This is a genomic window from Acutalibacter muris (assembly GCF_002201475.1).
Taxonomy (GTDB): Bacteria; Bacillota; Clostridia; order Oscillospirales; family Acutalibacteraceae; genus Acutalibacter; species Acutalibacter muris.
This window is the reverse complement of sequence record NZ_CP021422.1, coordinates 3701368-3727499: the sequence shown is the minus strand read 5'-3', so window position 1 is coordinate 3727499 and position 26132 is coordinate 3701368. Positions and strand designations below refer to the sequence as shown.

32 protein-coding genes and 3 pseudogenes are annotated in these 26132 nt (G+C 51.8%); 23 read left to right on the top strand and 12 right to left on the bottom strand.

Going from position 1 to position 26132, the window contains the following annotated elements:
- Positions 1-2: 2 nt before the first annotated feature.
- Positions 3-293, bottom strand: coding sequence for a 4Fe-4S dicluster domain-containing protein (locus ADH66_RS19170; protein ID WP_066537483.1), 291 nt, complete (start codon positions 291-293; stop codon positions 3-5).
- Positions 294-483: 190 nt separating this feature from the next.
- Here ADH66_RS19170 and ADH66_RS19165 point away from each other — a divergent pair, with 190 nt between their 5' ends.
- Positions 484-1038, top strand: coding sequence for a TetR/AcrR family transcriptional regulator (locus ADH66_RS19165; RefSeq protein ID WP_066537485.1), 555 nt, complete (start codon positions 484-486; stop codon positions 1036-1038).
- 214 nt (positions 1039-1252) lie between these two features.
- Here ADH66_RS19165 and ADH66_RS19160 read toward each other — a convergent pair whose 3' ends face one another.
- The 5 genes from ADH66_RS19160 to ADH66_RS19140 all read right to left on the bottom strand — a co-directional run bounded on the left by ADH66_RS19160 (position 1253) and on the right by ADH66_RS19140 (position 5652).
- Entirely contained in the window at positions 1253-2236 is a 984-nt protein-coding gene (locus tag ADH66_RS19160; protein ID WP_066537488.1) for a hypothetical protein, read from the bottom strand.
- Between the two features lie 273 nt (positions 2237-2509).
- Positions 2510-3715 carry a helix-turn-helix domain-containing protein gene (locus tag ADH66_RS19155; RefSeq protein ID WP_066537491.1) on the bottom strand — a complete coding sequence of 402 codons (1206 nt, stop codon included), beginning with the start codon at positions 3713-3715 and terminating at the stop codon, positions 2510-2512.
- A gap of 24 nt (positions 3716-3739) precedes the next feature.
- On the bottom strand, positions 3740-4489 hold the full coding sequence (locus tag ADH66_RS19150) for a DUF5986 family protein (RefSeq protein WP_084384350.1): 750 nt from the start codon (positions 4487-4489) through the stop codon (positions 3740-3742).
- Between the two features lie 273 nt (positions 4490-4762).
- Positions 4763-5158, bottom strand: a complete 396-nt coding sequence (locus ADH66_RS19145) for a hypothetical protein (RefSeq protein WP_207653016.1) — start codon at positions 5156-5158, stop codon at positions 4763-4765.
- 23 nt (positions 5159-5181) lie between these two features.
- A complete protein-coding gene (locus ADH66_RS19140) occupies positions 5182-5652 on the bottom strand; it encodes a hypothetical protein (RefSeq protein ID WP_407922905.1) in 471 nt (156 codons plus the stop codon).
- On the opposite strand from ADH66_RS19140, the pseudogene ADH66_RS19135 reads away from it, so the two are divergent.
- Positions 5629-6252: pseudogene (locus tag ADH66_RS19135) on the top strand (HAD-IC family P-type ATPase); the annotation flags it as partial. The gene ADH66_RS19140 and the pseudogene ADH66_RS19135 overlap by 24 nt on opposite strands.
- A 53-nt stretch (positions 6253-6305) precedes the next feature.
- On the opposite strand, the gene ADH66_RS19130 reads toward ADH66_RS19135, so the two are convergent.
- Positions 6306-6668: an ArsR/SmtB family transcription factor gene (locus ADH66_RS19130; RefSeq protein WP_066537507.1), complete on the bottom strand. Its 363-nt coding sequence runs from the start codon at positions 6666-6668 to the stop codon at positions 6306-6308.
- Positions 6669-6744: 76 nt separating this feature from the next.
- On the opposite strand from ADH66_RS19130, the gene ADH66_RS19125 reads away from it, so the two are divergent.
- Entirely contained in the window at positions 6745-7056 is a 312-nt protein-coding gene (locus ADH66_RS19125; RefSeq protein WP_066537509.1) for an ArsR/SmtB family transcription factor, read from the top strand.
- Between the two features lie 60 nt (positions 7057-7116).
- Here ADH66_RS19125 and ADH66_RS19120 read toward each other — a convergent pair whose 3' ends face one another.
- Positions 7117-7635 (bottom strand): nitroreductase family protein, encoded by a 519-nt coding sequence (locus ADH66_RS19120; protein WP_066537511.1) that lies wholly within the window; start codon positions 7633-7635, stop codon positions 7117-7119.
- A 176-nt stretch (positions 7636-7811) separates the two neighbouring features.
- On the opposite strand from ADH66_RS19120, the gene ADH66_RS19115 reads away from it, so the two are divergent.
- Positions 7812-8162 (top strand): winged helix-turn-helix transcriptional regulator, encoded by a 351-nt coding sequence (locus ADH66_RS19115; protein WP_066537517.1) that lies wholly within the window; start codon positions 7812-7814, stop codon positions 8160-8162.
- A 50-nt stretch (positions 8163-8212) separates the two neighbouring features.
- On the opposite strand, the gene ADH66_RS19110 is transcribed toward ADH66_RS19115, so the two are convergent.
- Entirely contained in the window at positions 8213-9238 is a 1026-nt protein-coding gene (locus tag ADH66_RS19110; RefSeq protein ID WP_088364486.1) for a radical SAM protein, read from the bottom strand.
- Positions 9239-9551: 313 nt separating this feature from the next.
- Positions 9552-9866 carry a helix-turn-helix domain-containing protein gene (locus ADH66_RS19105; RefSeq protein ID WP_066537527.1) on the bottom strand — a complete coding sequence of 105 codons (315 nt, stop codon included), beginning with the start codon at positions 9864-9866 and terminating at the stop codon, positions 9552-9554.
- A 268-nt stretch (positions 9867-10134) separates the two neighbouring features.
- On the opposite strand from ADH66_RS19105, the gene ADH66_RS19100 reads away from it, so the two are divergent.
- The 5 genes from ADH66_RS19100 (at position 10135) to ADH66_RS19080 (ending at position 14117) form a co-directional block, all read left to right on the top strand.
- On the top strand, positions 10135-10836 hold the full coding sequence (locus ADH66_RS19100; protein WP_066537529.1) for a 4Fe-4S dicluster domain-containing protein: 702 nt from the start codon (positions 10135-10137) through the stop codon (positions 10834-10836).
- A 197-nt stretch (positions 10837-11033) separates the two neighbouring features.
- The gene (locus ADH66_RS19095; RefSeq protein ID WP_066537531.1) at positions 11034-11792 is read left to right on the top strand and encodes a 4Fe-4S dicluster domain-containing protein; all 759 of its coding nucleotides are present in this window, start codon (positions 11034-11036) and stop codon (positions 11790-11792) included.
- A 10-nt stretch (positions 11793-11802) separates the two neighbouring features.
- Entirely contained in the window at positions 11803-12768 is a 966-nt protein-coding gene (locus ADH66_RS19090) for an alpha/beta hydrolase (protein WP_169714855.1), read from the top strand.
- An 80-nt stretch (positions 12769-12848) separates the two neighbouring features.
- Entirely contained in the window at positions 12849-13211 is a 363-nt protein-coding gene (locus ADH66_RS19085; protein ID WP_066537533.1) for a nuclear transport factor 2 family protein, read from the top strand.
- A 3-nt stretch (positions 13212-13214) separates the two neighbouring features.
- Entirely contained in the window at positions 13215-14117 is a 903-nt protein-coding gene (locus tag ADH66_RS19080; protein ID WP_066537536.1) for a LysR family transcriptional regulator, read from the top strand.
- Positions 14118-14219: 102 nt separating this feature from the next.
- Here the strand turns inward: ADH66_RS19080 and ADH66_RS21275 are convergent, their stop codons facing one another.
- Entirely contained in the window at positions 14220-14696 is a 477-nt protein-coding gene (locus tag ADH66_RS21275) for a CPBP family intramembrane glutamic endopeptidase (protein WP_236757146.1), read from the bottom strand.
- A 518-nt stretch (positions 14697-15214) separates the two neighbouring features.
- On the opposite strand from ADH66_RS21275, the gene ADH66_RS21535 reads away from it, so the two are divergent.
- The 14 genes and pseudogenes from ADH66_RS21535 to ADH66_RS19005 form a co-directional block, all read left to right on the top strand.
- The gene (locus tag ADH66_RS21535; protein ID WP_207653015.1) at positions 15215-16888 is read left to right on the top strand and encodes a flavodoxin; all 1674 of its coding nucleotides are present in this window, start codon (positions 15215-15217) and stop codon (positions 16886-16888) included.
- 19 nt (positions 16889-16907) lie between these two features.
- Positions 16908-18083 carry an iron-containing alcohol dehydrogenase gene (locus ADH66_RS19065; RefSeq protein ID WP_066537540.1) on the top strand — a complete coding sequence of 392 codons (1176 nt, stop codon included), beginning with the start codon at positions 16908-16910 and terminating at the stop codon, positions 18081-18083.
- The gene (locus tag ADH66_RS19060; protein WP_157767232.1) at positions 18080-18589 is read left to right on the top strand and encodes a cyclophilin-like fold protein; all 510 of its coding nucleotides are present in this window, start codon (positions 18080-18082) and stop codon (positions 18587-18589) included. The genes ADH66_RS19065 and ADH66_RS19060 overlap by 4 nt, the downstream gene beginning before the upstream one ends.
- Positions 18590-18592: 3 nt before the next feature.
- On the top strand, positions 18593-19297 hold the full coding sequence (locus ADH66_RS19055; RefSeq protein ID WP_066537544.1) for a flavodoxin: 705 nt from the start codon (positions 18593-18595) through the stop codon (positions 19295-19297).
- Between the two features lie 10 nt (positions 19298-19307).
- On the top strand, positions 19308-20066 hold the full coding sequence (locus tag ADH66_RS19050) for a flavodoxin (protein ID WP_066537546.1): 759 nt from the start codon (positions 19308-19310) through the stop codon (positions 20064-20066).
- Positions 20067-20077: 11 nt separating this feature from the next.
- A complete protein-coding gene (locus tag ADH66_RS19045; RefSeq protein WP_066537547.1) occupies positions 20078-20812 on the top strand; it encodes a RibD family protein in 735 nt (244 codons plus the stop codon).
- Positions 20809-21450 (top strand): methyltransferase domain-containing protein, encoded by a 642-nt coding sequence (locus ADH66_RS19040; RefSeq protein ID WP_066537548.1) that lies wholly within the window; start codon positions 20809-20811, stop codon positions 21448-21450. Before ADH66_RS19045 ends, ADH66_RS19040 begins: the two co-directional genes overlap by 4 nt.
- Before the next feature lie 183 nt (positions 21451-21633).
- Positions 21634-22254, top strand: a complete 621-nt coding sequence (locus tag ADH66_RS19035; protein WP_066537551.1) for a flavodoxin family protein — start codon at positions 21634-21636, stop codon at positions 22252-22254.
- Between the two features lie 19 nt (positions 22255-22273).
- On the top strand, positions 22274-23263 hold the full coding sequence (locus ADH66_RS19030) for an aldo/keto reductase (RefSeq protein WP_066537554.1): 990 nt from the start codon (positions 22274-22276) through the stop codon (positions 23261-23263).
- 101 nt (positions 23264-23364) lie between these two features.
- Complete coding sequence (locus ADH66_RS19025; protein ID WP_330397638.1) at positions 23365-23727, top strand: aldo/keto reductase; 363 nt, start codon at positions 23365-23367, stop codon at positions 23725-23727.
- A pseudogene (locus tag ADH66_RS19020) lies at positions 23633-24310 on the top strand (DUF6017 domain-containing protein); the annotation flags it as partial. The gene ADH66_RS19025 and the pseudogene ADH66_RS19020, both read left to right, overlap by 95 nt.
- 14 nt (positions 24311-24324) lie before the next feature.
- A complete protein-coding gene (locus ADH66_RS19015; protein ID WP_066537557.1) occupies positions 24325-24537 on the top strand; it encodes a DUF5348 domain-containing protein in 213 nt (70 codons plus the stop codon).
- 113 nt (positions 24538-24650) lie between these two features.
- The gene (locus ADH66_RS19010; protein ID WP_066537568.1) at positions 24651-25133 is read left to right on the top strand and encodes a PcfB family protein; all 483 of its coding nucleotides are present in this window, start codon (positions 24651-24653) and stop codon (positions 25131-25133) included.
- Positions 25130-25402, top strand: a pseudogene (locus ADH66_RS19005) (conjugal transfer protein TraG); the annotation flags it as partial. The gene ADH66_RS19010 and the pseudogene ADH66_RS19005, both read left to right, overlap by 4 nt.
- Here the strand turns inward: ADH66_RS19005 and ADH66_RS19000 are convergent.
- On the bottom strand, positions 25347-26102 hold the full coding sequence (locus ADH66_RS19000) for a hypothetical protein (RefSeq protein WP_088364485.1): 756 nt from the start codon (positions 26100-26102) through the stop codon (positions 25347-25349). The pseudogene ADH66_RS19005 and the gene ADH66_RS19000 overlap by 56 nt on opposite strands.
- Between the last annotated feature and the right edge of the window lie 30 nt (positions 26103-26132).

The window sequence follows — 26132 nt, the reverse complement described above, 5'->3', positions numbered from 1 at the left end:
TCTTACTGCATCATAGATTGTATGGCTAGCTCCTTTACCGCCGCCCTTACATCAAAATGCCGAGGGCAGTGATCCGTGCAGGCCCCGCACTCGATGCAGTAGATGGGCAGTCCCTGCTTTTGAAAGTCCTTGATGGGCCGGAGAGCCGCTTTCTCCCCGGTCTGGAATTTGCAGTAAATTTCCAGCATGGCCGGGATATCAATGTGCCCAGGACAGCCCCGGGAGCATTTCTGGCATCTCCCACAGCCTGCCAGCTTTTCCGCCGTGATAGGCTCAACCGTTTTGGTTCTCATCACAGTCCACCCTGCCTTTCTGGGTTCAGTATACCGGCTGCGAGTGGGAAAGTACACACCATTTCAGCAGGGAATGGGGTTTACGCCACACTTCACGCAAAAATGTGGCGTAACTTTGCAAGTGAAAATATGGGTCAGGTGTTGCATATCCGTCACGAGTATAGTAAAATAAAGAAAAGGAGGGCTGACCATGCCGGAGAAGAAGGTGGACTTGCGCGTCCAGCGCACCAAAGAGAACCTCCGCCGGGTGTTTGAGGAGATGATCTGCGAGATGGACTATGAGGAAATGTCCATCAAGGAGCTGACACAGCGGGCCCAAATTAACCGCAAGACCTTTTACCTGCACTACGACTCTCTGGACGACCTGCTCCGGGAGATTCAGAACGACCTGGCCCAGGACTTTATCAGGCGCACCGAGGGCATGGCACCGCCCCGGGACATGGACAAGATCACCCGGGAGTTTTTCCTGTCCCAGGAGAGTCTGGGAAAACTGGGTGAGCGCATCACCTGCGCGGGCAGCTACCACTATGTGAGCCGCCGCATCACCAGCGACATTATGAGCCAGACCTGGACGAAAGGTCCCGGCGACCCCTTCCGGCAGGACATCATCATGACCTTTATCTCCCAGAGCACCCTGGCAATCTACAAGCAGTGGGTGGCCGACGGCAAGCGGATCCCGCTGGAGGATATCATCGAGTTGGCGATCCGTCTGGTGTGCCACGGGGTGGATGGGATAAAGCTGTGAAGAAAAAGCGCGGAGCTTTTCGGCTCCGCGCTTTTGTGTGTTTATTTGTAAGGTGGATACGAAAAAGATATTTTTACCAAATTGGTCATTGTATTCGAACTCTCAACATCGCTTTCTAAGCTGTGACAAACCAAATCTTATAACTTGTGCTCCGAATATGATCAAGTTCCATATCATCTTATTCCGCACAATGTTTTCATTAAAGATTTTATTATTACAAATTTTCAACTTGATATACATCCGGAATATTGGCAAACAAACGATCATCCAGTTCCAACTGGGAGTCAGTCCACTGGAAATCCCGTAAGTGTATTTTTTCAGGAAACTCAATGTTATCACCTACTACATCTTTCACTTTCACCCAACTATCTATTGAAGCATTGAATCTATTTGCCAACCAGGCATATTTGCCGAATATCTTTATATCCTGAATTTTAAAAAGATGTTCAGAAGGTGGATCACAAGGGCTTATTCGCATATTACGGACACTCTGTAATAGCATTTCAATTATTGCTTTGCGGCAATCCTTAAGCATATCTTTTTGCAAAACCATTTCTCTCTGCATTCGCTCGATAACTTCCGAACGTAGATTTGAATATCTCTCTATATCACATAATAGCAATTTCGCTTCTCGTTCATTAAAACAATCAACAGAAAAAAGCATTTCTGAATCAATGCAAATTGGGCTTTCTACAAAATCTATACTACGCGAATATACGTTGGAAAATGTGGGGTCAATAACGATTCTAGGATAATTGGCTATTTTACTCTCAAGTTCGTAAGCCCGATTCATTGCTTTGCCAAAAAGCTGATTAGTTTGACTGTTATATGATATGTTTCCAATTGTGATACCCCCACGAATCAATATGCCTTTTTTCAATAGTTCAAATTGAATTTCAGCTAATGAAATTAGCTCTTTTTCCAAAATGCACATATAAAGCCCGTCACACGCATTGCTTTTTTCATAATTTGGTGCATATCTAATTCTCACCACCGAATCAGAAAAGAAAATGGTTTTTATGGTTTCAGAAAGCTCTTTTGATAATATGGAGTCTTTAGGAATAAATTCGCTAAAGGGTGTTTCTTTATTGAACTTATGAAACAGCGACAAAATTTCGTGCATCTCATGTTCGCTCTTACTATCTACGAGATTTTTGAATCCCAAAATATCAATAAAAGTTACAACTGCTCGCTCCATTTATTATGTACACTACCTTTCGTATATGAAATATAGACGTTTCTGCAATAGCCGGGAGCTTTTATTCTCCTTTGGATCATGGATATTTGCTTGCCCACTGTTGATAACATCAAAAATTCTATCTTGGATTTACTCTAAATCTTCTGCCTTGAGCAGTGATTTTTCAGTTAATCGCTTAGAATATTCATCACATTGATTTGAGCAATTAGCAAAATACTGACACGACTCCACCCTCTGCCGAGGTAGGAACGTGCCAATATTGCAAATGTTGCTTCAGTTTCCTCCATCTTGTTGGTCAGGTCTCTTTAATTGAACAATGCGTGGCGGACTCGGTTCTACCTTGAGTGTATCTTTCCGAAGATGGAGAAGTTCCTCGATATCCTCCGGGTACATGGTCACGCCATATTTTTTAAACAACTGGAGAAGGGTGCTCGGATTTAGGTACTCAGCTTCAAAGAGTACATCGATAGCTCCTTGAAAAATATTTTCGTTTAAATAGTATGGCGTATCACCGGGTTCATTTGTGCGCCAGCCTTTTTTAGAAACTTGCCGCATCATGTATTGATACTGATTATCAGTGATTGCGTTGAGCTGATGAGCTCTGTATATCATGGCTTGCATGGAACAATGCCACCGTTTTTTCAAGTGCAGGTAGTAGTTCAGGTCAGTCGGATATGCCTGAATCTCTTGGAGAAAAGACTCCTTCGGAAGGAGAAAGGCGCTGGCAAACCTGTTAGCCTGATTTTCACGGCTCTTGAAATCCTCTTTGCTGATTAGGTCAAGGCTCTCGCTCCAAGGGTGAAGGAGGATGTGCCCAAGTTCGTGTGCCATATCAAAGAAAATTCTACCCTTGGGCTTTTCTCCTTGCACTACTGCAATAAAGAATACATCACCGCCATCAATAAGTGTCCGCTGGCTAAATGCATCGATTTTCTTGTCTACGATATCAAAACCTGTAACAACAATACCGTTTTCCTCTAGAGTGAGTTGCAGGTTAGGTATTGGCAAGAGACCCAATCCCCAATGTTCTCGCATTACCAGTGCTATCGACTCAATCTCCTCCTGCATGGCTTCTTGGGCAATATCGTCAAACTCATTGTCGTTTCCGACAAATTCCACTTTCGGTAGGTTCAAAATAGGAAACTCCACATATTGTTCCAGTATTTGGAACACCTTTGCCACGCATTCCAATTTGAGGCTATGAGCCTTGCGACTCATTCTGGTGGCACTGGTCAGGGAGCGGAAGTAAGTAACTTCCGTTATCGTTTTACACTTATCCTCTTGCAGGAAATATTCTGCTGGGAAATCAAGTGCACGGGCTATAGCCATTACCCGCTGTATATCTGGTATACTCCCATTTTCATATTGAGAAAGAGACTGCTTGCTAATATCCGTTTTTCCGGCCAATTCCGTCAATGTCAGACCACGCAAAAGCCTCGCATTTTTCAGCCTTTCCCCACGAAATCTGTTGTTGTCCATTTTTTATTCTCCTTAACGGAGGCGTTATGCCTGCCCTTCTTCCAGTTCGATAAGCTCCGGACGTATACCTTTTTTTATGGATACCAAGCCTCTGGCTGTTTTCTCCGGCTCCGCACTTTTTTCCGAATCTTCCGGTTGCTCTGCGGTCAGTTGTGCAAAGTCAGGTTTAATAAAGTTGTTTAGGGAAATAGAACTTACCCGGTTAAATCCTTTGTCAAGAAGCTCCATATTTACACTGAGGAGCTGGCTTTTTTCAAAAGCATATGTCACGACATAATGGTGGTACCCAGAATCAGGATTGAGGACACCTGCCACGATTTTCTTATAGTCCTCTTCCAGCTCGTTGTCCTCAAACTGTTCCATCCGCATTAGAGTCATCTGAGCATATTCACCCTGAAGATCGCCGTTCTCTATAGCAAGGATGGACTGTAGGAAATGCGGACAGGTACGGTTTTTCTTTTTGGGAATCGCAATCAGATTCTGCTCTGTCGTAACCGTATAGGTTATATTGCTTTTTAAATCGACTAGCATCCGTCCATCCCAAGAGTAACGCTTGAAGGAAATCAGAATAACATCATCCGACACAACTAGAGTTCTCAGATTGTCATTTATCTTATCGCCACGGACGTAGCGAATGCTGTTCATCGTTTCCATTTGATTCTTACGGCAAAATTCTGGCACATCTTCTTCAATGGCCTTCTGGATGGCACGGGCAATGCGGCGAATTACCATCTCGTCGCTGGGGAAATTGGCAGCATATTTATGTTCAGTCAAGATTATACCTCCTATCTGATTTATCTGTCTAATATTTTTACATATTTTAGACGATTTGTCAAGCCTTGTTTTCGGATCTATTTGACTGTATGCTGACGCGCCATTCTGGCCTTTGCCTGGTAACTTCAGATTATCCATCACAACTTCACAGAAAAATAGGTAATACGCAGGTGTTAAGGATTTCCAAGAAAGAACGAGGTGAAAATATTGGATAGTCCAATTTAGATGGTTACCCCCACCCTATCGCTCCAGTCGCTAGGTGTATCTGAACTCTCACATGTCCTCAATTGCCTGCTCAACCTCCAACCCTCCTGCAAAAATCACCTTAATCTTCTCCTTCGACTCCACCACCACACATTCCAGCACCTGCCTCACCAACCTGTCATCATATACCATCGGATGATTCTCCATTCCAGCCAGGATAGTAAAAATCTCATCCAGCCGGGACTCTGCATTCTCTTTTTCCTGCTGTGCATTGTCATATTGGGCCAGCAGTTGTTCCAGATTGTTTTTCTCAGCCATGAGCGCAGTAGCCCTTTGCTCATCGAATTCCTCAACTGTATCGGTAGCTATAGCCTGGAGCATAGCCTTGAACTCGGCATCGATTTCTGCCATCCTTATCTGGATATCCAACCTGTTATCTTCGCCATCATCATTCTTCAACCCCATGCCAATATGTAGTTTCAACGTGCCTAGCACATTGGTGCTTTGAATGTCTTTTTCAAAGTGGCCGTATTGATAAGAAACTCTTTGGAAAGTTCCTCAATCGTGGGACGCTCCTGCAAATTTGAAATGAGCCGCTTATGAATCTGCTTCACAATTTCAACTTGAGGCGAGGTATAATATTCGCGCTGCTTTTCCTCGGCTACATCCACCATACTCAAAAACAAGAGAAGCTCCTGTACTTTCAGTTTGAAATATGGTCTTTGCAAACGATCCGGTACGGAGTACAGCTCTGAAAAGATATGCTCGATCTCATTTTTGGCCCGCATGATAAAGCAACTTCCATCGGCACAGAATCTCTCTTTGAACGAGTAAATATCAATTCCTGTTTCCGCAAGAATTTCTGGGGGATGTTCCGATACAAACGTCAAGTTGAGTGCTACGGTGATCCCACGATAATGCCGCAGAGGGAAAGTCATTTCCGGGGCGCAGTTATCCATGGAAGATACGCAGGGTGTATTGTGATTGCGGATGAAATCAAGGCAGACGCGCCCGCTGCCATTAAGACCCTGAAAGCCGCCGGTATTCGCCGGACGGTCATGCTCACCGGCGATGCAGATGCAGTTGGGCAGGACGTGGCCCGCCGCCTGGGTCTGGATCGGGCCTACACAGAACTGCTCCCCGCCGACAAGGTAGACCGCGTGGAGGAACTGCTGAAACAGAAAAGCGAACGGGGGATGCTGGCCTTTGTAGGCGATGGCATCAATGACGCACCTGTGCTGGCACGGGCCGATGTGGGCATCGCTATGGGCGCTCTCGGTTCCGATGCAGCAATTGAAGCCGCTGACGTGGTGCTGATGACGGATGAGCCGTCCAAGATTGCCGCTGTTATGCAGATTGCCCGTAAGACCATCCGCATTTCCAACGAGAACATTGTCTTTGCCCTGGGCGTCAAATTCCTGGTGCTAATCCTGGGGGCGGTTGGCCGCGCCAATATGTGGGCGGCGGTATTTGCGGACGTGGGCGTTTCGGTGATCGCCATTCTGAACGCCATCCGCGCCATGCGGGTTAAGCAGTTTGAAACTCCGGCGCAGGAGTGAAGTATAAAACAGGAAATGCGCCGCACTTTCATAAGCGCGGCGCATTTCTTCTATCAGCCGGTAGGACAGGTGATCTCAAACAGCGCGTCAATGGTTCGGTGCAGCAGCTTCGCCTGGGTGGTGTCCGCCAAAGTATAGTAGACCTCTTTCCCGTCCCGGCGGCTTTCAATGATTCCGCCCTTTTTCAGAATCCGCAGGTGGTGGGATACAGCAGGGTCGCTCATTCCAATAGCGGCAGCGATATTGCACACACATTCCTCGCTGTGACACAACAGCCAGAGAATACGCAGGCGGGTCGGGTCGCCAAGCTGCTGGAACGTGGCGGCGGTCATTTGGAAAGCGTCAGAAGGCGGCATCCGTTCCAGAACGCGCTCAATGTTTTGCCCATGATTATGGGGAAGATGGTAGTGGGACATGGTATCGCCTCCATTTCTTCCCCTATCATATCCTGTCCTCTCGTGTCTGTCAAATGGTCTAAGATTGGGGATAGCCATGAACAAAGGAAACACTATATTAACGCCTGATGCAAAGGAACTGGACACACTATCTGAACTTCACAAGGCGCTGGGGGACTATACCCGCATACGGATTTTATGGCTCCTGATGAAACGGGAGTGGTGCGTCAGTGAACTGGCAGGGGAAATGAAAATGACGGAATCGGCCATATCACATCAGCTTCGTATTCTGCGAAGCGCCCGGTTGGTGATTGGGCATAAGGCAGGAAAGAATGTGTTTTACAGTCTGGCCGATGAACACGTCAGATGGATTTTGAAAAAGACCTACGATCACATCTCGGAGCAATAGGCCCTGTTGGAAAGCGGGTGCATGAGGACATTCCCCAATGCACCCGCCCGCAGGATTCGTTTACAGCTTTTCGTAGGAAACCAGTTCGCTTACCGGGATGCGCGTCTGGCTGTGTCGCTCCGGGTCAGCGAAGTTCTCACCAGCGTAGCCGATAGCCAGAATGTTGACCGGCTCCAGGTTAGCGGGGAGGTCAAACTCCTTGCTCAACACATCCGGCTTGAAGTAGCACACCCATACGCTGCCCAGGCCAAGCTCCGTGGCCTGGAGTATCATGTGGTCGGTCAGGATGGACGTGTCAATGTCCCCGGTCTGTTTCTGGTCGAAGGGCCTCACCCACGCCTTGTTGTGGTCAGCGCAGACGATGATGGCCAGGGGCGCGCCATAGATGCCAGCGGCCTTGCCGATCTTCGCCAGCCCTTCCTCGCTCTGAACAACGATCAGGTGAACCGGCTGAAGGTTGGCGGCGGTGGGGGCCACATGAGCGGACTCCAGAATCTTTTCCAGCTTTTCCGGCTCCACCTTCTGGTCGGTGTAGCTGCGGATAGAGCATCGTTTTTTTGCAATTGTGATAAAGTCCATAGTAAAACATCCTTTCTGATAAATTGATCATGGGCCATGTCAAGGCAACCATCTGAGACAATTTTAGCATAGTTAGAAATGTATGCAAGATTGCACTTTTTTGTAAGGTACTACCCAAAATGTAAGTCCTTTTCCGAATGAACATATCGTGATATACTTTTTGTTGAGGTGAGGTTATGAAGCAAACAAAATTCAACTGCCCTGTTGAGGCTACGCTTTCGCTGATCGGCGGGAAATATAAGCCGCTGATCCTCTGGCATTTGGTGGGACAGCCGCTGCACTATATGGAATTGCAGCGAAAAATCCCAGGCGCAACGCCTAAAATGTTGTCCCAGCATTTACACGAGCTTGAGGGATGTGGTATGGTGCATAGAGAAGTGATCCCGGAGAAGCCACCCAAGACGGTGTACTCTCTGACGGCATTTGGGGAAAGCATTATCCCGGTTTTGGATGCTATGTGTCAGTGGGGAACTGCCTATATGGATGGTCTGGATGTTCAGTCTCCATGTTGTAGCGCAGGGGCATGATAAAAGGGACATAGCTGCCTGTTGAGCGGCTATGTCCCCTTTTCGCTATATCAGATTTGTGACTGCCGGATATAATTGCACAGCACCGCAAAATCAATATTGGGATTCTCCCTCAAAATCTTCTGCATACTTTCCTCCGCCTGCCGGTGTAGGGCGGGCTTTTTCAAATCGTCCAGCAGGAAGAAAATATTCAGCCGCCTGCCAACCGTAAACAGGAGTTTTTCATCTGGCGGGAGTTGTAAAAAGCGTTCAATCACAGAAAGCATTTGTGCCTTGTCAGTCTGTAAATTGCCGCGCACTTCCAAAAGCAAATTGATGATATGCTCGTTTATATAGAAACTGTCCATTGGCTGAAGCTGTTGCAAAAAGGATTTTTGCTCTACTACAATTTCTTCCTCCGATTGTAGCGTGAATGAGCCGTTTCGGACAAACTCGCCTAACTTGGATTCCGGCTTTATTCCAGTGGCATGAACGCGGATGTAATCAGGCCGGATGATATTCAGCGCCTCGGCGGTGGCAGCGGCATTTTCCTCGGATAGCTCTTTGCCGCCGATGCCCAGCAGAATAAACTCGGACAAGATCATACCGGCCTCTTTTGCCATGCAGCCGCTTTCCACCACCGTGTCAGCTTGAAAGCCCTTGTTAATGAGTTTCAATATCTGATCGGAGCCGGTTTCCATCCCGCAGTACAGATGATTCAAGCCAGCTTGCCGTAGGGCCTGCAATTCGGATAAAGTCTTGCGGGTGATACTGTCGGCGCGGGCGTAGGTCGTGATGTATTGCAGATTGGGGAAATAGCAGTTGAGGGCGTCCAGTATGTGGAGCAGATAGTCGGTTTTCAGCACCAGAGCATCGCCGTCCTGCAAGAAACAGGATGTAAAATTTTTCTCATGGTAAATTTGGGCCTGCATAGCAATATCTTCTATGGTTTCCTCAATAGGCCGCATGGAGAATTGCATGGATTTATAGAGACCGCAAAAATAACACTTATTCCAATGGCATCCCCGTGTGACACGGATCAACAGACTACTGTTCTCAGAAGGTGGACGAATCGGCCCAATTTCTACATTCTTCATATGAGGCATCCTTTCTTTGTAATCACAATAAAGATACCATCCTATAAAAATGAGAGCAAGATTGCACTTTTTCGGTAGGTACTTCCCAAAAAGTAAGTCCTTTTCCAGATCACTACGCTATGTAACATGGATGTCTGTTCAACCTCCATGTTGTAGCACAGGAGCATAATTAACGGGCAAAGCTGCCACCTGCAGGCTATGCCCGTTTGTAATTCCTTGGATATTTCTTGGATTATCACCAGTATAGGAGCAGGACATATCCTGATTATCACCGGGCACAATACAAAATGAAGCGGCCAGTCGCTTGGCCGCTTCATTTTGTATTATTCAGCTTTTTCATGATACCGAGGATGTATTCCAGCGATTCGGAGTCCAGCTTTTTTGCCTCCGTAATAAATGCCTGGAGTGCTTCCGGGTGGGCGTTCCCCTCATCAAAAAATCCCTGGGGCGTCACATCCAAATACTCGCAGATGTAGAAGAAAGCCTGCATGGAGAGCAGGGACTTCTTGTTTTCGATGTTGTTGATATAGTTGTTCGCCTGTCCCAGCGACAGGGACATATCGCGGGCAGATACGCCCTTTTGTGTCCTCAGTCTTGCCAGCCGCTCCGGGAGAAAATCTTCATACATCGCCCTCACCTCCGCCTTGTATTAGATTGTACCTTATGCAATTGATATATTCACAAATTGAAAAAGGGTATTATCATTGACTTGCTAAATTATATCTACTATTATTGGCATATGTGAAAGGTTTTATCTATTTCAAGGCGCTATCCTGCGACATCCTTGACCGTTGGAGCGGTGGCCGGGTATGTTGGTACAGAACCACACTATACGGCAGGCAGTAGCCGAACGATCAATATCAAACGGAGGAAAGACAGATGCAGAAAAAGACTTGTTGTGTTACAGGACACAGGGATTTGCCCCAAAAGGAGATCAACCGTGTTACCTGGACTGGACGCTGCAAGACGCAAAGGCCAAGTACGAGCTGCTCACCCAGCGGAATATCCCCGTATGGGTCGTGGAGCCGGTGCGGGGCGGCAGGCTGGCGGCCCTCTCGGAGGAGGACACCGCAAAGCTCCATACCCTGCGCCCGGAGGACAGCGCCGCTGCCTGGGCCTTCCGCTGGCTGCAAACCCTGCCCAACGTGAAGATGGTGCTTTCCGGCATGAGCAGCATGGAGCAGATGATGGACAACGTGAAAACCTTCTCCTCCGGCGAACCTCAGACCCAGCAGGAGACCGCCCTGCTGATGGAGCTGGCTGACAATCTGAAGAACGCCCTGCCATGTACAAAGTGCCGCTACTGCTGCGACGGCTGCCCCCAGGGGCTGGATATCCCCATGCTTATCCACGCCTATAACGACGTAAAATTCTCCGGCGGCGGCATGACAGTTGCCATGCAGTTTGACGCCCTCCCGGAGGACAAGCGCCCCGCCGCCTGTGTGAAGTGTGGAGCCTGCGCCTCCATCTGCCCTCAGAACATCGACATTCCCGGCGCTTTGGAGGAGCTGGCGGATATCCTCTCCAAGACCCCCAGCTGGGCGGAGATGTGCCGTCAGAGGGACGAGGCCGCACGGAGGCTGAAGGAGCAAAAGTAAAAGGCAAAAGGACGCACCTGCTCAGATGGGCGGGTGCGTTTAGATATAACCCAAAGGTTCACACTATATAACCAATCGGAACTTCTCAACTCCCCGCACAGCCTTTATAATGGAATGGAAACTATCAAAGGAAGCATCAACATGATATACAGAGATTTTGGCAATACAGGCTTAAAGACGAGATCCTGAACGGCTGGATGTACGCCTATGCCAAAGAGCTGAAAAACGCTGGCAGGGCAGGCTTTATCGGTATCAGCAGCCACAACACGAAAATAGCCCTGGAAGCGGTGAAAAGCGGGAAAATCGAGGTACTGATGTTCCTGGTAAACCCGCTGTTCAACCTTCTGCCCCAGGATTCCGCCGACGCCCGCATGAAAGGCTGCGCAGTTGCAGAATTGAGCGATGAGGAAAAAGCCGCCTATCCCACCAAGCAGGAGTTGTATGCGGAATGTGAGAAACGGGGGATCCCCATCGTTGCCATGAAGCCTTTTGCGGCGGGGAATATTCTCAAAGGCAGCAAAGGCCCTATCAGTGGGCTGCTGGAGCTGACCCCGGTACAGTGTGTCCAGTATGCGCTGTCCTTTCCCGCGGTGGCCTGTCCGGTACCGGGCTTTGCCAGCGTAGACGAATTGAACCAATCCCTGGCATGGCTGACCGCCACAGAAGAAGAAAAGGATCTGAGCATTATAAGCGAAAGCCTCGCGGGAAAGTTCCACGGCCAGTGTATGTACTGCAACCACTGCCAGCCATGTCCCAAGAGCATTGACATCGCCCAGGTGACAAAGCTGGCAGATTTGGCAGAAAAAGGTTTGACAGATGAGATCCGCAGCCAATACACGGCTCTGGCCACCCACGGCGGCGACTGTATCCGGTGCGGCTCCTGTACCAAGCGGTGTCCCTTTGGGATCGACGCCATGGGTAATATGGCCCGCGCGGCGGCAGTTTTTGGGTGTTGAGGTGGGCACTATGAATCAAACCGTATTTTCCCTGATCTCTGCCGGGATAGCCGCCCTGATTGCCTGTGGCAGCGGGGCATTGGAAGGAGGGAGCGAGGTGCCCGTTACCGAGCCATACACTGTGAATACCCGAATCGAAGAAGTCACCGGCAACCCTGCCTTTGGGGATTACGGGCGGCTCATCTTCCCCGTTGATTCCGGTTATTTCAGCGGAGATACGCTGGGCGGTCTGAGTCTGACCTGGTACAACTACATCGACCCGGACAAGACAGTGGAAATCTGCAACTACCTGAAAGAACAGGCAGCGGTGGGCAATCCGGTTTTCTACGACATTTACACAGACGAGGAAAAAGCCGCCGCCTCCAAAGAAGATACCGGCCTGTTCTTCTTCAGGGGAGAGCCTGGGGCCAAATTCGCTGTCTGCAACGCGGGCGGCGGGTTCGCCTATGTGGGGGCCATGCACGACAGCTTCCCCCATGCGCTGGAGTTGAGCAAAAAGGGATACAATGCCTTCGCGCTTATTTACCGTCCCGGCGCACAGACCGCCTGCGAGGATTTAGCCAGGGCTATTGCCTATATCCACGACCATGCGGACGAGCTGGAGGTTGACGTGGAGGGCTACTCCCTTTGGGGCGGCTCGGCGGGGGCGCGGATGGCAGCATATCTTGGCTCCTACGGTACGGCGGCTTTCGGCGAAAGAGAGTACCCCCAGCCGGGCGCGGTCATTATGCAGTACACGGGCCATTCGGAGGTGCTGGGCACGGAGCCGCCCACTTACGCCTGTGTGGGCACCAACGACTGGATCGCCAGCTACAGCACTATGGAGCGGCGTATCCAGCGGATCAAACAGAGCGATACGGACGCGGAGATCGAAGTGTTCCAGGGACTGCCCCATGGGTTCGGGTTGGGCACCGGAACAGTGGCAGAGGGGTGGCTTAACCGGGCTGCAGATTTTTGGGAAAGACAGGTACCTTAAAAAACTCTTGCTAAATGAGTCTATTCAGTGTATACTTACAGGTATATACTAACCGAATTATATATAAAGGAGCATCCGAAATGGAAGAAAAGATTATAGAAGTATCCAAAAAATTCTGGAAGTATCTGGAACAGGCCGACGTTACCGGCATGGAATCCATTGCCGACCCAGGGTGTATGTTCGTGCATATCGGTGTGACCTGCGGCATGGAGGAAGAGATGAAGGCCTTTTTCGATGGGGTATTCAAGCCCACGGAAATCCTCCTCAACAAGCAGGAGGCAAAGCTCTGGGGCGATACCGCCATCGTCATCACTGACTGCAACTACGGCCTGCTGCTGGGCGGCAAGCCCACCACCCACCACTTTGCCGTTACCGAAGTGTATGTCCAACGGGAGAATGAATGGAAGCTGGTGCAGTTCTCCTTCACCGCTTTGGTCTATTAAAATATGTATAATCCCCAACTGGACACCTTCCTGACGGCGGCGGACGCGGGCAGCTTCAGCAAGGCGGCGGAGCAGATGTTCATCACGCCCACGGCGGTCATCAAGCAGATAAACCTCCTGGAGGATGCGCTGGGTGTAAAGCTGTTTGAACGCACCCATCGGGGCCTCACGCTTACAAAGGCCGGGGTGTCGCTGTATAAAGACGCAAAATATATCATCCAATACTGCAAAGACTCCGTCAGCCGGGCCAAAAACGCCATGCAGGGGGACACGGATATCGTGCGCATCGGCACCTCGCCCATGACCCCGGCCCAGGCCCTGATGGAGTTGTGGCCCGCCATCCATGAGCAGTGCCCGGAGATCAAGTTCCAGATGGTGCCCTTTGAAAACTCCCCGGAAAACGCCAGGGAGATCCTGGCCAACCTGGGCCGGGACATCGACGTGGTAGCCGGGGTGTTCGATGAAACCATGCTGAACCTGCGGCGCTGTGCGGGATTTGAAATGTCGCGGGAGCCGCTGTGCGTGGCGGTGTCCATCTACCATCCGTTGGCGGCAAAAACCAAACTCGCTGTGCAGGACTTGTATGGGGAAAACCTGCTGATGATGCACCGCAACTGGAGCAATTACGTGGACGAGCTGCGGGATGAGCTCTGGCAGGAGCACCCGCAGGTGAACATCGTGGACTTCGACCTGTACCGCATGGACGTGTTCAACCGCTGCGAAAACGGCAGCGACCTGCTGCTGGTGGTGCCCCCCTGGGCAAACGTCCACCCGCTGCTGAAGGTGATCCCGGTGGAGTGGGACCACTCCATTCCCTATGGCCTGCTGCATTCGCCGGAGCCTTCCCGGACGGTAAAAAAGTTTTTGAAGGCCGTGCGGACGGCGATTGCGGGAAACCAGCTATAATTTCAAATATTTATGCTGATACAAAAGACGAGACTTCCTGGGGAGTCTCGTTTCTTACGGTGGGCTGTTCGGAAGAACCACGACCAAGCAAAATCTAATTTATCAAGCTGAATTTTCGCCTGATCTTTTATACAATAGAATACCAACAAGAATTATGATCGCTAATACAACAATGTTATATTGTGTTGGCGCTAAATAACAGATATTAAAAGTTGCGTGCAAAATGGCAATAAGCAGTATATTTCTGCATTGATAATAGGTTATTCCCAAAACAACGGAAACAAGTAATGTCCATATACAAAGATAAACAATTTGTTCCATGCCCAATGAATTTCTGATTATCCACATTGGTATATGCCACACTGCCCAAACGGCACCGACAAAAAGAACACTTTTGCTTTTCTTAAAAGGAAGGCGTTCTAGCAAAAATCCTCTCCATGCTATTTCTTCAACAAACGCGGTTATTAGCAGATATATACAGTTTGTTATTAGTGATATTCCTGTCAAATATGTATTTTTAAATACGTCAGTTTTCACTATGAACGAATAGAAATAACAATCAAATATACCTGCAACCATACATATAAGCTCTATTAAAATATATTTGACTGTTATTTTCCCTGAAAACATTCGCGTAAAGTATCCCTTGACGTTCTGCTCGCAAATCAGCAGAAAAATAGTAGCCATAGCGGGAATACACACATATAAGTATTTTAAGTACAATAGTCCATTGGGCATGATAATTCCGTTCTGTTTTAGCAATGTAGGCACATAGCATATAAACGATAAAACATATACGACGGAAACCCATAACGTGAGTCTCAATTTATTTGTGTATCTCACCATCACAATTTCTCCTTGCAGTGCGAAAATCTTGCAGAAATCCCGATTTGCCAAGTGCTATCCACGGCCAGTATAGCACAACCTCTCAAAAAACGCAACATTTCCTACATCCAGTTATAATCCAAAGGTATACACCCTATAACCAATCGGAACTTCTCAACGCCAAAACCAAGGTTTATAATAGACCCACAAACCCAAGGAAAGGAAAGAAAAACATAAAAAAAGCAATTTCCCTTTTGTTAGCATTCATACTTATGCTGAGCCTGGCAGTCCCGGCCTTTGCCGCCGGAGGCTTTACCGACGTGGCGGACAATGCCTGGTACGCAAACGCTGTCAGCTATGTCCAGAGCCACGGCCTGATGAGCGGCACAGGCAATAACCGTTTCTCCCCCGACACCAACACCACCCGCGCCATGCTGGTGACCATTCTGTACCGCTATGCCGGTTCGCCAACGGTCAGTGGCAGCGCGAATTTCACCGATGTCCGCCAGGATTACTACACCACCGCCGCAAACTGGGCGGCGCAGAATAACGTAGTCAGCGGCTATGGCGACGGACGGTTTGGGGTAAACGACAGCATTACCCGGCAGGACGTGGCAGCGGTTTTGTGGCGCTATGAGGGCAGCCCCGCCGCAAGCGCGCAGGATTTTGCGGACGAATCCAGCATCGCCAGCTACGCAAGCACGGCGGTGGATTGGGCCAGGGCCAACGGCATCATCAGCGGCAAGGGCAACAACCGCTTTGACCCCAGGAGCAACGCTACCCGCGCTGAGATTGCCACGATGATCATGAACTATGCCCAGTACAAGGAAGGGGAGGAACCCACGCCGCCTACACCGCCCACACCCTCCGGAAGCAACACGCTGGTGGTCTACTTCTCCGCCAGCAATAATACCGAGCGTGTGGCAAATACCATTGCCGACGAGCTGGACGCGGATATTTTTGAACTTACCCCTGTCAACCCCTATACCTCTGCCGACCTGAACTGGACTACCCCCGGCAGCCGGGTGAACCGTGAGCATGAGGACGAGAGCCTGCGGGATATCGCCCTGGCAGCCGACACCGTGGAGAATTGGGAGCAGTACGACAATGTTATCATCGGCTACCCGATTTGGTGGGGGATTGCCGCTTGGCCGGTCAACAATTTTGTAAAGAACAACGATTTCACCGGCAAGACCGTCATTCCGTTCTGCACGTCAACAAGCTCCGGTATGGGGCAGAGCGGTACCCTGCTGGCGGAAATGGCAGGCACCGGCGATTGGCAGGAGGGCCAGCGGTTCCAGAGCGGGGCCAGCGAGTCCACCGTGAGGAGCTGGGCCGCGGGACTTGACCTCAAAGCGCCCGCTGTGACCCCTGACCCCGAACCCCAGGAACAGAAAATTCTTGTTACTTACTTTTCCATGCCTGAGACCACCAACCCTGACAACATGACTACCGAAGAAGCCAACAGCACCGTTGTCATCAACGGCGAGGTGCTGGGCAACACCCAGTACATGGCCTATGTGATCCAAGAGAGCACAGGCGCGGATATCTTCCGCATTGAGCCGGAAACGCCCTACCCCACCGACCATACCACACTGGTGGCTCAGGCCCGGGAGGAGCAAGCGCAGAGCTTCCGTCCCGCGCTGAAAGCCAACGTACAGAACCTGGAGGATTACGATGTGGTTTTTGTGGGCTACCCCAACTGGTGGGGAGATATGCCCATGATCATGTATAGCTTCTTCGAGCAGAACGATTTCAGCGGCAAGACCATCATCCCCTTTAACACCCACGGCGGCAGCGGCTTTTCCAGCACAGTAAGCACCATTGCCGGGCTGGAGCCTGACGCCACGGTCAGCCAGAACGGAAAATCCATCTCCCGCAACAGTATCCAGGACGCGCGGCAGGAAATTGTGGATTGGGTCACGGAGCTGGGCTACAACAAATAAAAGAAAGCGTGAGAGATTTATGAACAACTTCATCTTCGAAAACAAGACCAAGGCCATCTTCGGCAAGGGCTGTGTGAAGGAATACCTCTCCTGCCTGTGCAAGTGCAACTGCGAAACAGACACCGTCCTGCTGGCCTATGGCGGCGGTTCCATCAAAAAGAACGGCGTGTATGATGAGATCACCGCCGCCATTGAAAAGTCCGGCAAGCGGGTGGCAGAGTTTTCCGGCATCATGTCCAACCCCACCTACGCCAAGGTGCAGGAGGGAGCGCGGCTTGTGCGGGAAAACAACGTGGGCCTGATTTTAGCCGTGGGCGGCGGCTCTGTTATGGACTGCTGCAAAGCCGTGTCCCTGGCGGCACGGTACGAGGGCGACGCCTGGGCCGACTTCTGGGGCCGCCCGGGCGTGATAGACTTTGAGCCTGTGCCGCTGATCGTCGTGGTCACGGCGGCAGGCACCGGCAGCGAGATGAACGGCGGGGCGGTCATCACCAACGAGGAATTAAAGGTGAAAACGGGCCGGGACTACCCCCAGCTCAACCCCAAATTTGCGCTGATGGACCCCACCTATACCTACTCGGTGCCTGTGCGACAGATGATCTCCGGCGGATTTGACACCCTGTCCCACATCATGGAAACCTACTTCAGCGCGCCCGACGAACCCAATGTTTCCGACGACATCATGGAGGCCCTCATGCGCGGGGTGATTCGCGACCTCCGGGCGGCCATCAAGGACCCGGAGGACTACATCGCCCGGAGCAACCTCATGTGGGAGGCCACTATGGCCGAGAACCGCGTCATCAAGCTGGGCAAGAAGTGCGATTTCGAGTGCCACCAGATGGAGCACCAGCTGGGCGCATATACCAACTGCAACCACGGCGAGGGGCTGGCGGTTTTGCACCCAGTCTACTACCGGCACATCTGCGAACACGGGGCGAAGAAGTTTGCCCGGTTTGCCACCAAGGTCTGGGACATACGTCCCGAGGGCCGCTCGGAAAGGGAGCTGGCCCGGATGGGCGTAGAAACCCTGGCGTCCTTTATCAAGGGGATCGGCCTGCCCACCACTTTGCGGGAACTGGGCGTGGATGAAAGCACGGATTTGAAAGCCATCGCCGATTCCTGCGCCTGCGTGCCGGGGGCCTATAAGGTTATGACCCATGAGGAAATTCTGGAGATTTTCCGGGAATGTTTATGAAGCGAGTTTTGAGTTTGTGTCTGGCGGTGCTGCTGGGGCTGGTGTGCTTTGGAGCCTACTCCAGAGAGGAAATGCCTGTCGGTTCAGTAGGCACAGGGATTGCCGTAGGCACCAGCGCAATACCGCCGAAGGTTTTACACAAAATCCGCATCACTGCTGGTGAGGACGTAGTATATGGGGTATTGTATGACACCCCCTGCGGCCGGGGTATATCTCAACAGCTGCCCATCACCAAAGAGATCATGCCCCCGGCGGATTTTGCAAAAGCGTTCGTTTTGGACGAGCGCATTGAGAGTGACGAGGAACTTACCAACGTGTATGTTCCCGGTGGGCTCGCCTACTGGCCCACTGGGAACGCGGTAGCCATCTTCCACGCGCCAGAGCGGGACATGACCGATGTGCCGATCATCCACTTTGGGAAAATTGATGAGGGCGAAGAAATCTTCGCCGAGTACGATGGGGAGATCACAATAGAACGCTATGACAAATTAGAAACGGAGGAATAGAAAATGAAGAAAATTCTTGCAATTATCCTGTGCCTGGCCTGCATTGTAAGCCTTGCCGCCTGCAATTCCGGCACTGCCAACAGCAGCTCCAGCAGTTCCGCGACTACGGCCCCTGCCCCCACCCCCACACCAGAACCGACCGCGGAACCCACTCCTGCGCCCACTGAGGCTCCCACTCCCACGGCAGAGCCTACCGCCGAGCCTACGCCGGAACCTGCCAGCGAGGGCGGCAAGACCCTGGTGGTCTACTACTCTGCCAGCGGCAATACCGGGCGGGTGGCCCAGGCTATCGCAAACACTACCAGCGGCGACACCTTCGAGCTGATACCTGTCACTCCCTATACTGACGAAGATCTGGACTGGACTGCCGATGGCAGCCGTGTCAACCAGGAGCATGACGATGAGAGCCTACGGGATATCGCATTGGAGAGCACCACCGTAGATAACTGGGCCGAGTACGATACGGTTTATGTTGGCTATCCCATTTGGTGGGGCATCGCCGCTTGGCCTGTCAATAGCTTCATCAAGAGCAACGATTTTACCGGCAAGACGGTTATTCCCTTCTGCACCTCCAGCAGCTCCGGCCTGGGGGAGAGCGGCCAGCTTTTGGCTGACATGGCTGGTACCGGCGACTGGCAGGAGGGCCAGCGGTTCCAATCCTCTGTGTCCGATGAGGATGTGGCCGCGTGGGTCAGCAGTTTGGGTTGAGGGGCGGTCTATGAAGAAGATCATCCCACTTTTACTGGCTTTCATGCTGGTACTGGCGGCTTGCGGGGATAGCGGCGCGGGGAACTCCTCCGCTCCATCTACACCCAGTCTGGTCGTTAGTGACAGCCAAGAATTATCATCTGCGCCGGAATCCTCGGAGAGCAGTGCCCCGGTTTCTTCGGAGGGCCAGGCGAGCAGCGAAGCAGAAGCCTCCTCCGAACACATCCTCATCGCCTACTTCACCATGCCGGAGGACGTGGACACCGCCGGGGTGGATGCCATCAGCGGGGCAAGCATTATGATGCGGGACGGCGTGAAGCTGGGGAGCTGTGAGTTTGTGGCAAAAACTGTGCAGGAAACCATCGGCGGCGACCTATTCCAGATCGAAACTGTGCAGCAGTATCCGCTGGACCATGACCCTCTGGTGGATCAGGCGGCGGACGAAAAATCCCAGGAGGCTCGCCCGGAGCTTGCCACCCAGCTTGAAAATATTGACCAGTACGATACCGTCATCCTGGGCTACCCCAACTGGTGGGCCGACCTGCCCATGCCGGTCTATACGTTTCTGGAGGAATACGACTTCGCGGGCAAATCCATCATCCCCTTTGTGACCCACGGCGGCAGCGGGTTCTCCAACACGGTCGGCACCATTGCCGCCCTGCAGCCAGGGGCCACGGTCAGCGAGAACACACTCTCCATTGCCCGTGGCGACGTGGTAAACTGTGAGGAAACCGTGATTGACTGGGCCAACAGCCTGGGCCTGGATTAAGGAGGAAAGCCATGGAAAAACCTTTTGTGGTCTGTCATATGCTTACATCTTTGGACGGTAAAATCGACGGAGCCTATATGTCGGCCCCAGAGTGCGGCCCGGCTTTGGCGAAGTATAGCGAGATCCGCGGCTTTTACGGCTGTGATGCCACCCTTTATGGGACAACCACCATGCTGGGCGGCTACTCGGCGGGCCGTGCGCCAGACGAACTCCCGGACAGCCCCGCCTATCCCATGGAGGACTATGCGGCCCCATCGGAGGTGCAGAACTATATTGTGTCCGTTGACCCGGCGGGCGTGCTGGGCTGGGAGTCCGGCTATATCGAAAAGAAAGGCCGTCCCCGTGCCCATGTGATAGAGGTGCTGACAGAGCGGGTTGACCCCCGGTATCTGGCGTACCTTCGGCAGTTTGACATCAGCTATATCTTTGCGGGAGAAGATACCCTGGACTGCGCCCTGCTCCTGCACAAGCTAAAAACCCTGTTCGGCATTGAAAAGCTGATGGTGGCAGGCGGCGGGCTGATGAACTGGTCCTTCGCCCAGGCTGGCCTGCTGGACGAGGTGAGCATCGTCATGGCCCCGGTGGCCGACGGCAGCACCAGCGCCGTGTCTATCTTTGAAAAGGCAGATTTCCTGCCGGAGAGAAAGCCCCTTGCCTTCGCTCTGAAAGAGGTGGAGAGGGTAAACGGCGGTGGGCTGTGGCTGCGGTATATAACGAAACAGGACAAAATAGGAGGTCAATTTTGAGCAATTACTCATTTCCTGTCCGTATTAGGCGGTGGGGGAAATATCTCATAAACACGATAGACGAAAGGCTCCATGGACTGGATTTCAGCATGGTATATGTGGGCGATATCCAACGAAGCCAGGCTGAGATTCACGGCTACAGTATGACGGACGCACAGGACATGAAACGAATCCTGCAAGCGATTCCGGTAAAGGCAAGTGAATCTGCCTTTTTGGATATCGGCTGCGGGAAGGGGATGTGCATGAAATGTGCGGCGGAACTGGGGTATCGGAAAGTTGCCGGACTGGATTTAGATGAACATTTGCTGGAGATCGCCCGGAGGAATATGCGCAAGCTCCAGTTGGAGGTGGACTGCATAGCCGCCGATGCGGTAGAATTTGACCGGTATCAGGATTACGATGTGTTCTATTTTTACAATCCATTTGGAGCTGCAACTTTCCAGCAGGTTATCAATCGATTGGTAGAAAGCCAGGATCAGCGTAACCGAAATATTTGGGCGGCATACTATCACCCGGTCTTTGGACAGCTTTTTGAGGAGGCAGGTTTTCAGCTTAAAAAGGAACTGCGTGACGCCACACGGGATACGGTCACTAAAATATATTGTTATCCTTTGGATGTTTTCAACCCGACAACCTGATTATAAGAACCACCTTTTGTATATGGCGGCACAGCTTGTATGAGGCTGTGCCGCCACTCTCTGTATATACCCAAAGGTATATACAGATGAACTTTTTGGAACTTCTCAATATGCCTGCCCTGTGCTAAAATGATTTCAAGATAAAAACAGCCCTCACAAGAGGGAAAACCGGGAGGAAGCATCATGAAAGCATTACTCATCAACGGCAGCCCTAGGGCAAAAGGCTGCACCTACACTGCCCTGACCGAACTGGCAAAGACGCTGGAAAGCCAGGGGATCGAAACGGAGATCGTACACGTTGGCCACAAGGAGGTGCGGGGCTGTATTGCCTGCCGCAAGTGCCACGAGACCGGCAAATGCGTGTTTGACGATATCGTCAACGAATTGGCCCCCAAGCTGGTCCAGGCGGACGCTTTTGTCATAGGCGCGCCGGTGTACTTTGCTTCCCCGGCGGGCGGGGCCATCTCCTTTATGGACCGTCTGTTTTTCAGCACGCTGAACATCGACAAGACCATGAAGGTCGGCGCGGCGGTGGTCACTTGCAGGCGGGGCGGCAATACCGCTACCTTTGATGTGCTCAACAAGTATTTTTCCATGAACAATATGCCCATCGCCACCAGCCAGTATTGGAACATGGTGCATGGCGGCTCTGCCGAGGAAGTCCTGGAGGATAAAGAGGGACTGCAGACCATGCGCACCCTGGGAAAGAACATGGCGTTTTTGATGAGATCCATCCAGTGGGGCAAGGAAAACGTGGGCCTGCCGGAGCGCGAGCCTGTCACCTTCACCAGCTTCCACCATTGATTGAAAAGGAGATAATACGATGGAAACACGCATTTTAGGCAACGATTTAGAGGTATCCGCTGTGGGCCTGGGCTGCATGGGGTTCTCCCACGCCAGCGGCGCGCCCACCGAGAAGTCCGTGGCCGTAAAGACCCTCCGGGAAGCCTATGAGATGGGTTACACTTTCTTCGACACCGCTGAGTGCTACACCGGCGTGAACCCCGACGGCAGCACCTCCTACAACGAGGAGCTGGTGGGCGAGGCCCTCCGTGACGTGCGGGACAAGGTGGTCATCGCCACCAAGTGCGGGGTACACCACGCCCCCGACCAAAGCCTGATTTTAGACAGCTCCCCCGCCACCATCCGTGCCTCCGTGGAGGGCAGCTTGAAAAGGCTGGGCATGGACGCCATTGACCTATACTACCAGCACCGCATCGACCCCAAAGTAGAACCGGAAGTAGTAGCCGAAACCATGGCAGAGCTTATCCGGGAGGGCAAAATCAAGCATTGGGGCATCTCCGAGACCACCGAGGATTACCTGCGCCGCGCCCACGCTGTCTGCCCCGTCACTGCCGTGGAGAACCGCTACTCCCTGATGGCCCGCTGGCACGGGAGCCTGTTTCCGGTTCTGGAGGAACTGGGCGTAGGGTTTGTGGCCTTCTCCCCCATGGCAAACGGCTTTTTGAGCGGGGCCTACACAGTGGATTCCAAGTTTGAACCCGGCACCGACTACCGGAGCAAAATGCCCCAGTACACCCCGGAGGGTTTTGAAAAGAGCCGGGCGCTGATGGAACTGCTGGGCAGACTGGCAGAGGAAAAGAACGCCACGCCCGCTCAGGTCTCCATGGCTTGGATGCTGTGCAAGAAGCCCTACATCGTGCCCATCCCCGGCAGCCGCAAGATAGAGCGGCTGAGAGAGAATCTGGGGGCCGGGGAAATCGAATTGAGCGAAAGCAAGATCGCCACCATCGACACGGCGCTGGACGGCATGGAGCTGCCGGTGTTCGGAGGGTCGAAAATAAACAAGTGAGCGCACACCTTTAGGTATATACTGATGAACTTTTTGGAACTTCTCTTTTGCGGGAAACGTGTTAAAATATAGATAAGAACAAAACGAACGGAGGAATCCATATGGAATATGTAACCTTGCACAACGGAGTGAAAATGCCCCAGGAGGGCTTCGGCGTGTTCCAGGTGCGGGACAAGGAGGAATGCAGGCAGTCCGTTTTGACCGCGATCCGGGCGGGCTACCGGCTCATCGACACCGCCGCCAGCTACACCAACGAGGATGCGGTGGGCGAGGCTGTGCGGCAGGCCATTGACGAGGGCATCTGCACCAGAGAGGAACTGTTCATTACCTCCAAGATGTGGGTGCAGGATATGGCGAATTACGATACGGCAAGGCCGCTTGCGGGGCGCGGAGTATGTGATCTACGAACAGCCGCAGCCGCCTACATCAGATTTACCTACGTTGGAAAATCCAACATTGGATAATCCAACGCAGGAAAAACCTACATTGGATAAACCTACGTTGGAAAATCCAACGCAATTAAATAAAGATATATCAAGAACTGACTTACCAAAAAAAGAACAATCAATTACGGATTTACCAAGTACCGATTCCATTCCTATCCTTTCCCCTGACCCCTCACCTTACGGGGACGCTGCGGCAGAGCCGCCGGAACGGAAGCGAAAGGAAGCGGCAACACAGAGCGCGGTTGAGCTTTATCGGGAGATCATTAAGGAGAATATCGAGTACGAACATCTCCTGCGCTACTCCAAGATTGACCCGGAGGAATTGGACGGCATTGTGGAACTGCTGGTGGAAACCGTCTGCACGGCCCGCAAAATTATCCGGGTGGCCGGGGACGACTACCCCGCCGAGCTGGTAAAGGCCAAGCTGCTGAAACTCAATAGCAGTCACATTGAGTTTGTCATGGACTGTATGCGGGAGAACACTACGAAAATCCGCAATATCAAAAAATATCTGCTGGCGGTGCTGTTCAATGCCCCCAGCACAATGGGAAGCTACTACACCGCCCTTGTCGCCCATGATATGGCGACGGGACAAATCTGAAAGGAGCGTACAACATGAAACAGGGAGCCTTGATTTTCGACGAGCGAACCGACCGCTACGATATTCGCTTTGGGCTGGGGGACTACTATGGCGGGCTGCATTGCGGCGACGCGCTGGAAGTGTTCACAGGCCACAAGTGGAAGCCCACCCGCATTGAGTACGGCGCAAACTGGTATCTTGTCGGAATCCGCGCCGAGGATTTGAGCGGTCTGCGGGTACGGATTTGACGAGCTGTACCCCACAGGGCACAGAACATCAAAAAATCTGAACATTTTGACTGACATCGGGGAACGTGGCAGATAAATCCTGCCCCATTCCCACCTAAAAGCGAGGTGGTTATTTGCAAGATGAAGTCAACGAAAAAGTAGTGGCCCTGTCCATCAAGGGGGCGAAGCTCACCGCCGAAATGCTGCAAAAGGCCATGAAAGAGGTACTTTCACAAGTAAAAAAAGAGGTTGATAAACAGGCAATCCCCCACGGAAAACAGACCTTGCGCCAGCTTATGAAGCAGAACGCGGGCGTTTCCAATATCGAGATCACCGACGGCAATATCAAAGCCTTTGAGAGTACGGCGAAAAAGTACGGCATTGATTACGCGCTGAAAAAGGACGCCACGGAAACCCCGCCCCGCTACCTTGTGTTTTTCAAAGGGCGGGACGCCGACGTGCTGACCGCCGCTTTTAAGGAGTTTTCCGCAAGGAAGCTGACACAGGAGCAAAGGCCGTCTATCCGTAAGGTGCTGGCAGCGTTCCGGGACAAGGCAAAGCAGCTCAACACCAACCGTCAAAAGGTGAAAAACAAGGTGCAGGAGGAATCCCTATGAAGCCGGAAATCAAGAAGCAGCTTATCCTAAACGCCCCCTATCTTCTCTTTGTCTACCTCTTTGACAAGCTGGGCGAAGCGGTGCGCCTTGCCCCCGGTGCGGACGCAAGCCAAAAGCTGCTGCACATGGGCGAGGGCTTTACCGCCGCCTTTTCCAGCGCAGCCCCCAGCTTCCACCCGACAGACCTTTTAATCGGGATTGCGGGTGCGCTCCTTATCCGGCTTGCCGTCTATGTAAAAGGCAAGAACGCGAAGAAGTACAGGAAATCACATCATCTTTCGTCATAGTGAGCAGATCATCAAGCGTTGTGTCATTCCAAAACTTCTCTACGGCGGTAATCATGCCGCCGATACAACGATCTCGCTCTCCAACCGTCAGCGTTTCCTGATTTGCTATGTGGTACAAGAAGCGATAGCCAAAGTCGCACCACATAGGGGCTTTTTCGTTGGACTTATCCACTTTCTGCGGCAAGCTCTCTTGATAGGCCGGGGCTACCATAGGGTCGCCTGTGTAATTGCTTTGCACAAACTCACCATTTTCAGTTCCAGACAGAAATACTGTCAGTCGAATAAACGCAAGTTCTTCTTCGCTGAAACTCACTTGAAAATCATTACATAGCATATCAGCGTCAATCCGTTCCATTCGGCCAAAATCCTCGTTAGCCCATGCCAGCAACTTTGCGTTGAAATCTGCAACGCTCATGCTGGCATAGTCTGGCGTTTTCAAAGCGAGCAGGGATTGGTAGTCCTCTTTTGTACCATATTCGGATTGTCGGGTTTCCGTATTGGGGGCTGGTGTGTCGTTGCCGTTCGGGGTCCCATCCGGCGGATTTTCGCAGCGAAAAACATACTCAATCGTAATTTCCAGTTTTTCGCTCCCCCACGATTTCGTAAGCGTTGCAATCTCATTCCCGATTGCCGTTTGCATTGCGGCCTCGTCTTGCAGCTCGGCGGCAGCTTTGCCGCTCAAAAAGGCTTCCGTCTTTGGAAAGGAGCAGCG

Coding starts and splice junctions, on each gene's coding strand:
- ADH66_RS19170 (WP_066537483.1), bottom strand. CDS start 293: ATGAGAACCAAAACGGTTGAGCCTATCACGGCGGAAAAGCTGGCAGGC.
- ADH66_RS19165 (WP_066537485.1), top strand. CDS start 484: ATGCCGGAGAAGAAGGTGGACTTGCGCGTCCAGCGCACCAAAGAGAAC.
- ADH66_RS19160 (WP_066537488.1), bottom strand. CDS start 2,236: ATGGAGCGAGCAGTTGTAACTTTTATTGATATTTTGGGATTCAAAAAT.
- ADH66_RS19155 (WP_066537491.1), bottom strand. CDS start 3,715: ATGGACAACAACAGATTTCGTGGGGAAAGGCTGAAAAATGCGAGGCTT.
- ADH66_RS19145 (WP_207653016.1), bottom strand. CDS start 5,158: ATGGGGTTGAAGAATGATGATGGCGAAGATAACAGGTTGGATATCCAG.
- ADH66_RS19140 (WP_407922905.1), bottom strand. CDS start 5,652: ATGGATAACTGCGCCCCGGAAATGACTTTCCCTCTGCGGCATTATCGT.
- ADH66_RS19130 (WP_066537507.1), bottom strand. CDS start 6,668: ATGTCCCACTACCATCTTCCCCATAATCATGGGCAAAACATTGAGCGC.
- ADH66_RS19125 (WP_066537509.1), top strand. CDS start 6,745: ATGAACAAAGGAAACACTATATTAACGCCTGATGCAAAGGAACTGGAC.
- ADH66_RS19120 (WP_066537511.1), bottom strand. CDS start 7,635: ATGGACTTTATCACAATTGCAAAAAAACGATGCTCTATCCGCAGCTAC.
- ADH66_RS19115 (WP_066537517.1), top strand. CDS start 7,812: ATGAAGCAAACAAAATTCAACTGCCCTGTTGAGGCTACGCTTTCGCTG.
- ADH66_RS19110 (WP_088364486.1), bottom strand. CDS start 9,238: ATGAAGAATGTAGAAATTGGGCCGATTCGTCCACCTTCTGAGAACAGT.
- ADH66_RS19105 (WP_066537527.1), bottom strand. CDS start 9,866: ATGTATGAAGATTTTCTCCCGGAGCGGCTGGCAAGACTGAGGACACAA.
- ADH66_RS19095 (WP_066537531.1), top strand. CDS start 11,034: ATGTACGCCTATGCCAAAGAGCTGAAAAACGCTGGCAGGGCAGGCTTT.
- ADH66_RS19090 (WP_169714855.1), top strand. CDS start 11,803: ATGAATCAAACCGTATTTTCCCTGATCTCTGCCGGGATAGCCGCCCTG.
- ADH66_RS19085 (WP_066537533.1), top strand. CDS start 12,849: ATGGAAGAAAAGATTATAGAAGTATCCAAAAAATTCTGGAAGTATCTG.
- ADH66_RS19080 (WP_066537536.1), top strand. CDS start 13,215: ATGTATAATCCCCAACTGGACACCTTCCTGACGGCGGCGGACGCGGGC.
- ADH66_RS21275 (WP_236757146.1), bottom strand. CDS start 14,696: ATGGTTGCAGGTATATTTGATTGTTATTTCTATTCGTTCATAGTGAAA.
- ADH66_RS21535 (WP_207653015.1), top strand. CDS start 15,215: ATGCTGAGCCTGGCAGTCCCGGCCTTTGCCGCCGGAGGCTTTACCGAC.
- ADH66_RS19065 (WP_066537540.1), top strand. CDS start 16,908: ATGAACAACTTCATCTTCGAAAACAAGACCAAGGCCATCTTCGGCAAG.
- ADH66_RS19060 (WP_157767232.1), top strand. CDS start 18,080: ATGAAGCGAGTTTTGAGTTTGTGTCTGGCGGTGCTGCTGGGGCTGGTG.
- ADH66_RS19055 (WP_066537544.1), top strand. CDS start 18,593: ATGAAGAAAATTCTTGCAATTATCCTGTGCCTGGCCTGCATTGTAAGC.
- ADH66_RS19050 (WP_066537546.1), top strand. CDS start 19,308: ATGAAGAAGATCATCCCACTTTTACTGGCTTTCATGCTGGTACTGGCG.
- ADH66_RS19045 (WP_066537547.1), top strand. CDS start 20,078: ATGGAAAAACCTTTTGTGGTCTGTCATATGCTTACATCTTTGGACGGT.
- ADH66_RS19035 (WP_066537551.1), top strand. CDS start 21,634: ATGAAAGCATTACTCATCAACGGCAGCCCTAGGGCAAAAGGCTGCACC.
- ADH66_RS19030 (WP_066537554.1), top strand. CDS start 22,274: ATGGAAACACGCATTTTAGGCAACGATTTAGAGGTATCCGCTGTGGGC.
- ADH66_RS19025 (WP_330397638.1), top strand. CDS start 23,365: ATGGAATATGTAACCTTGCACAACGGAGTGAAAATGCCCCAGGAGGGC.
- ADH66_RS19015 (WP_066537557.1), top strand. CDS start 24,325: ATGAAACAGGGAGCCTTGATTTTCGACGAGCGAACCGACCGCTACGAT.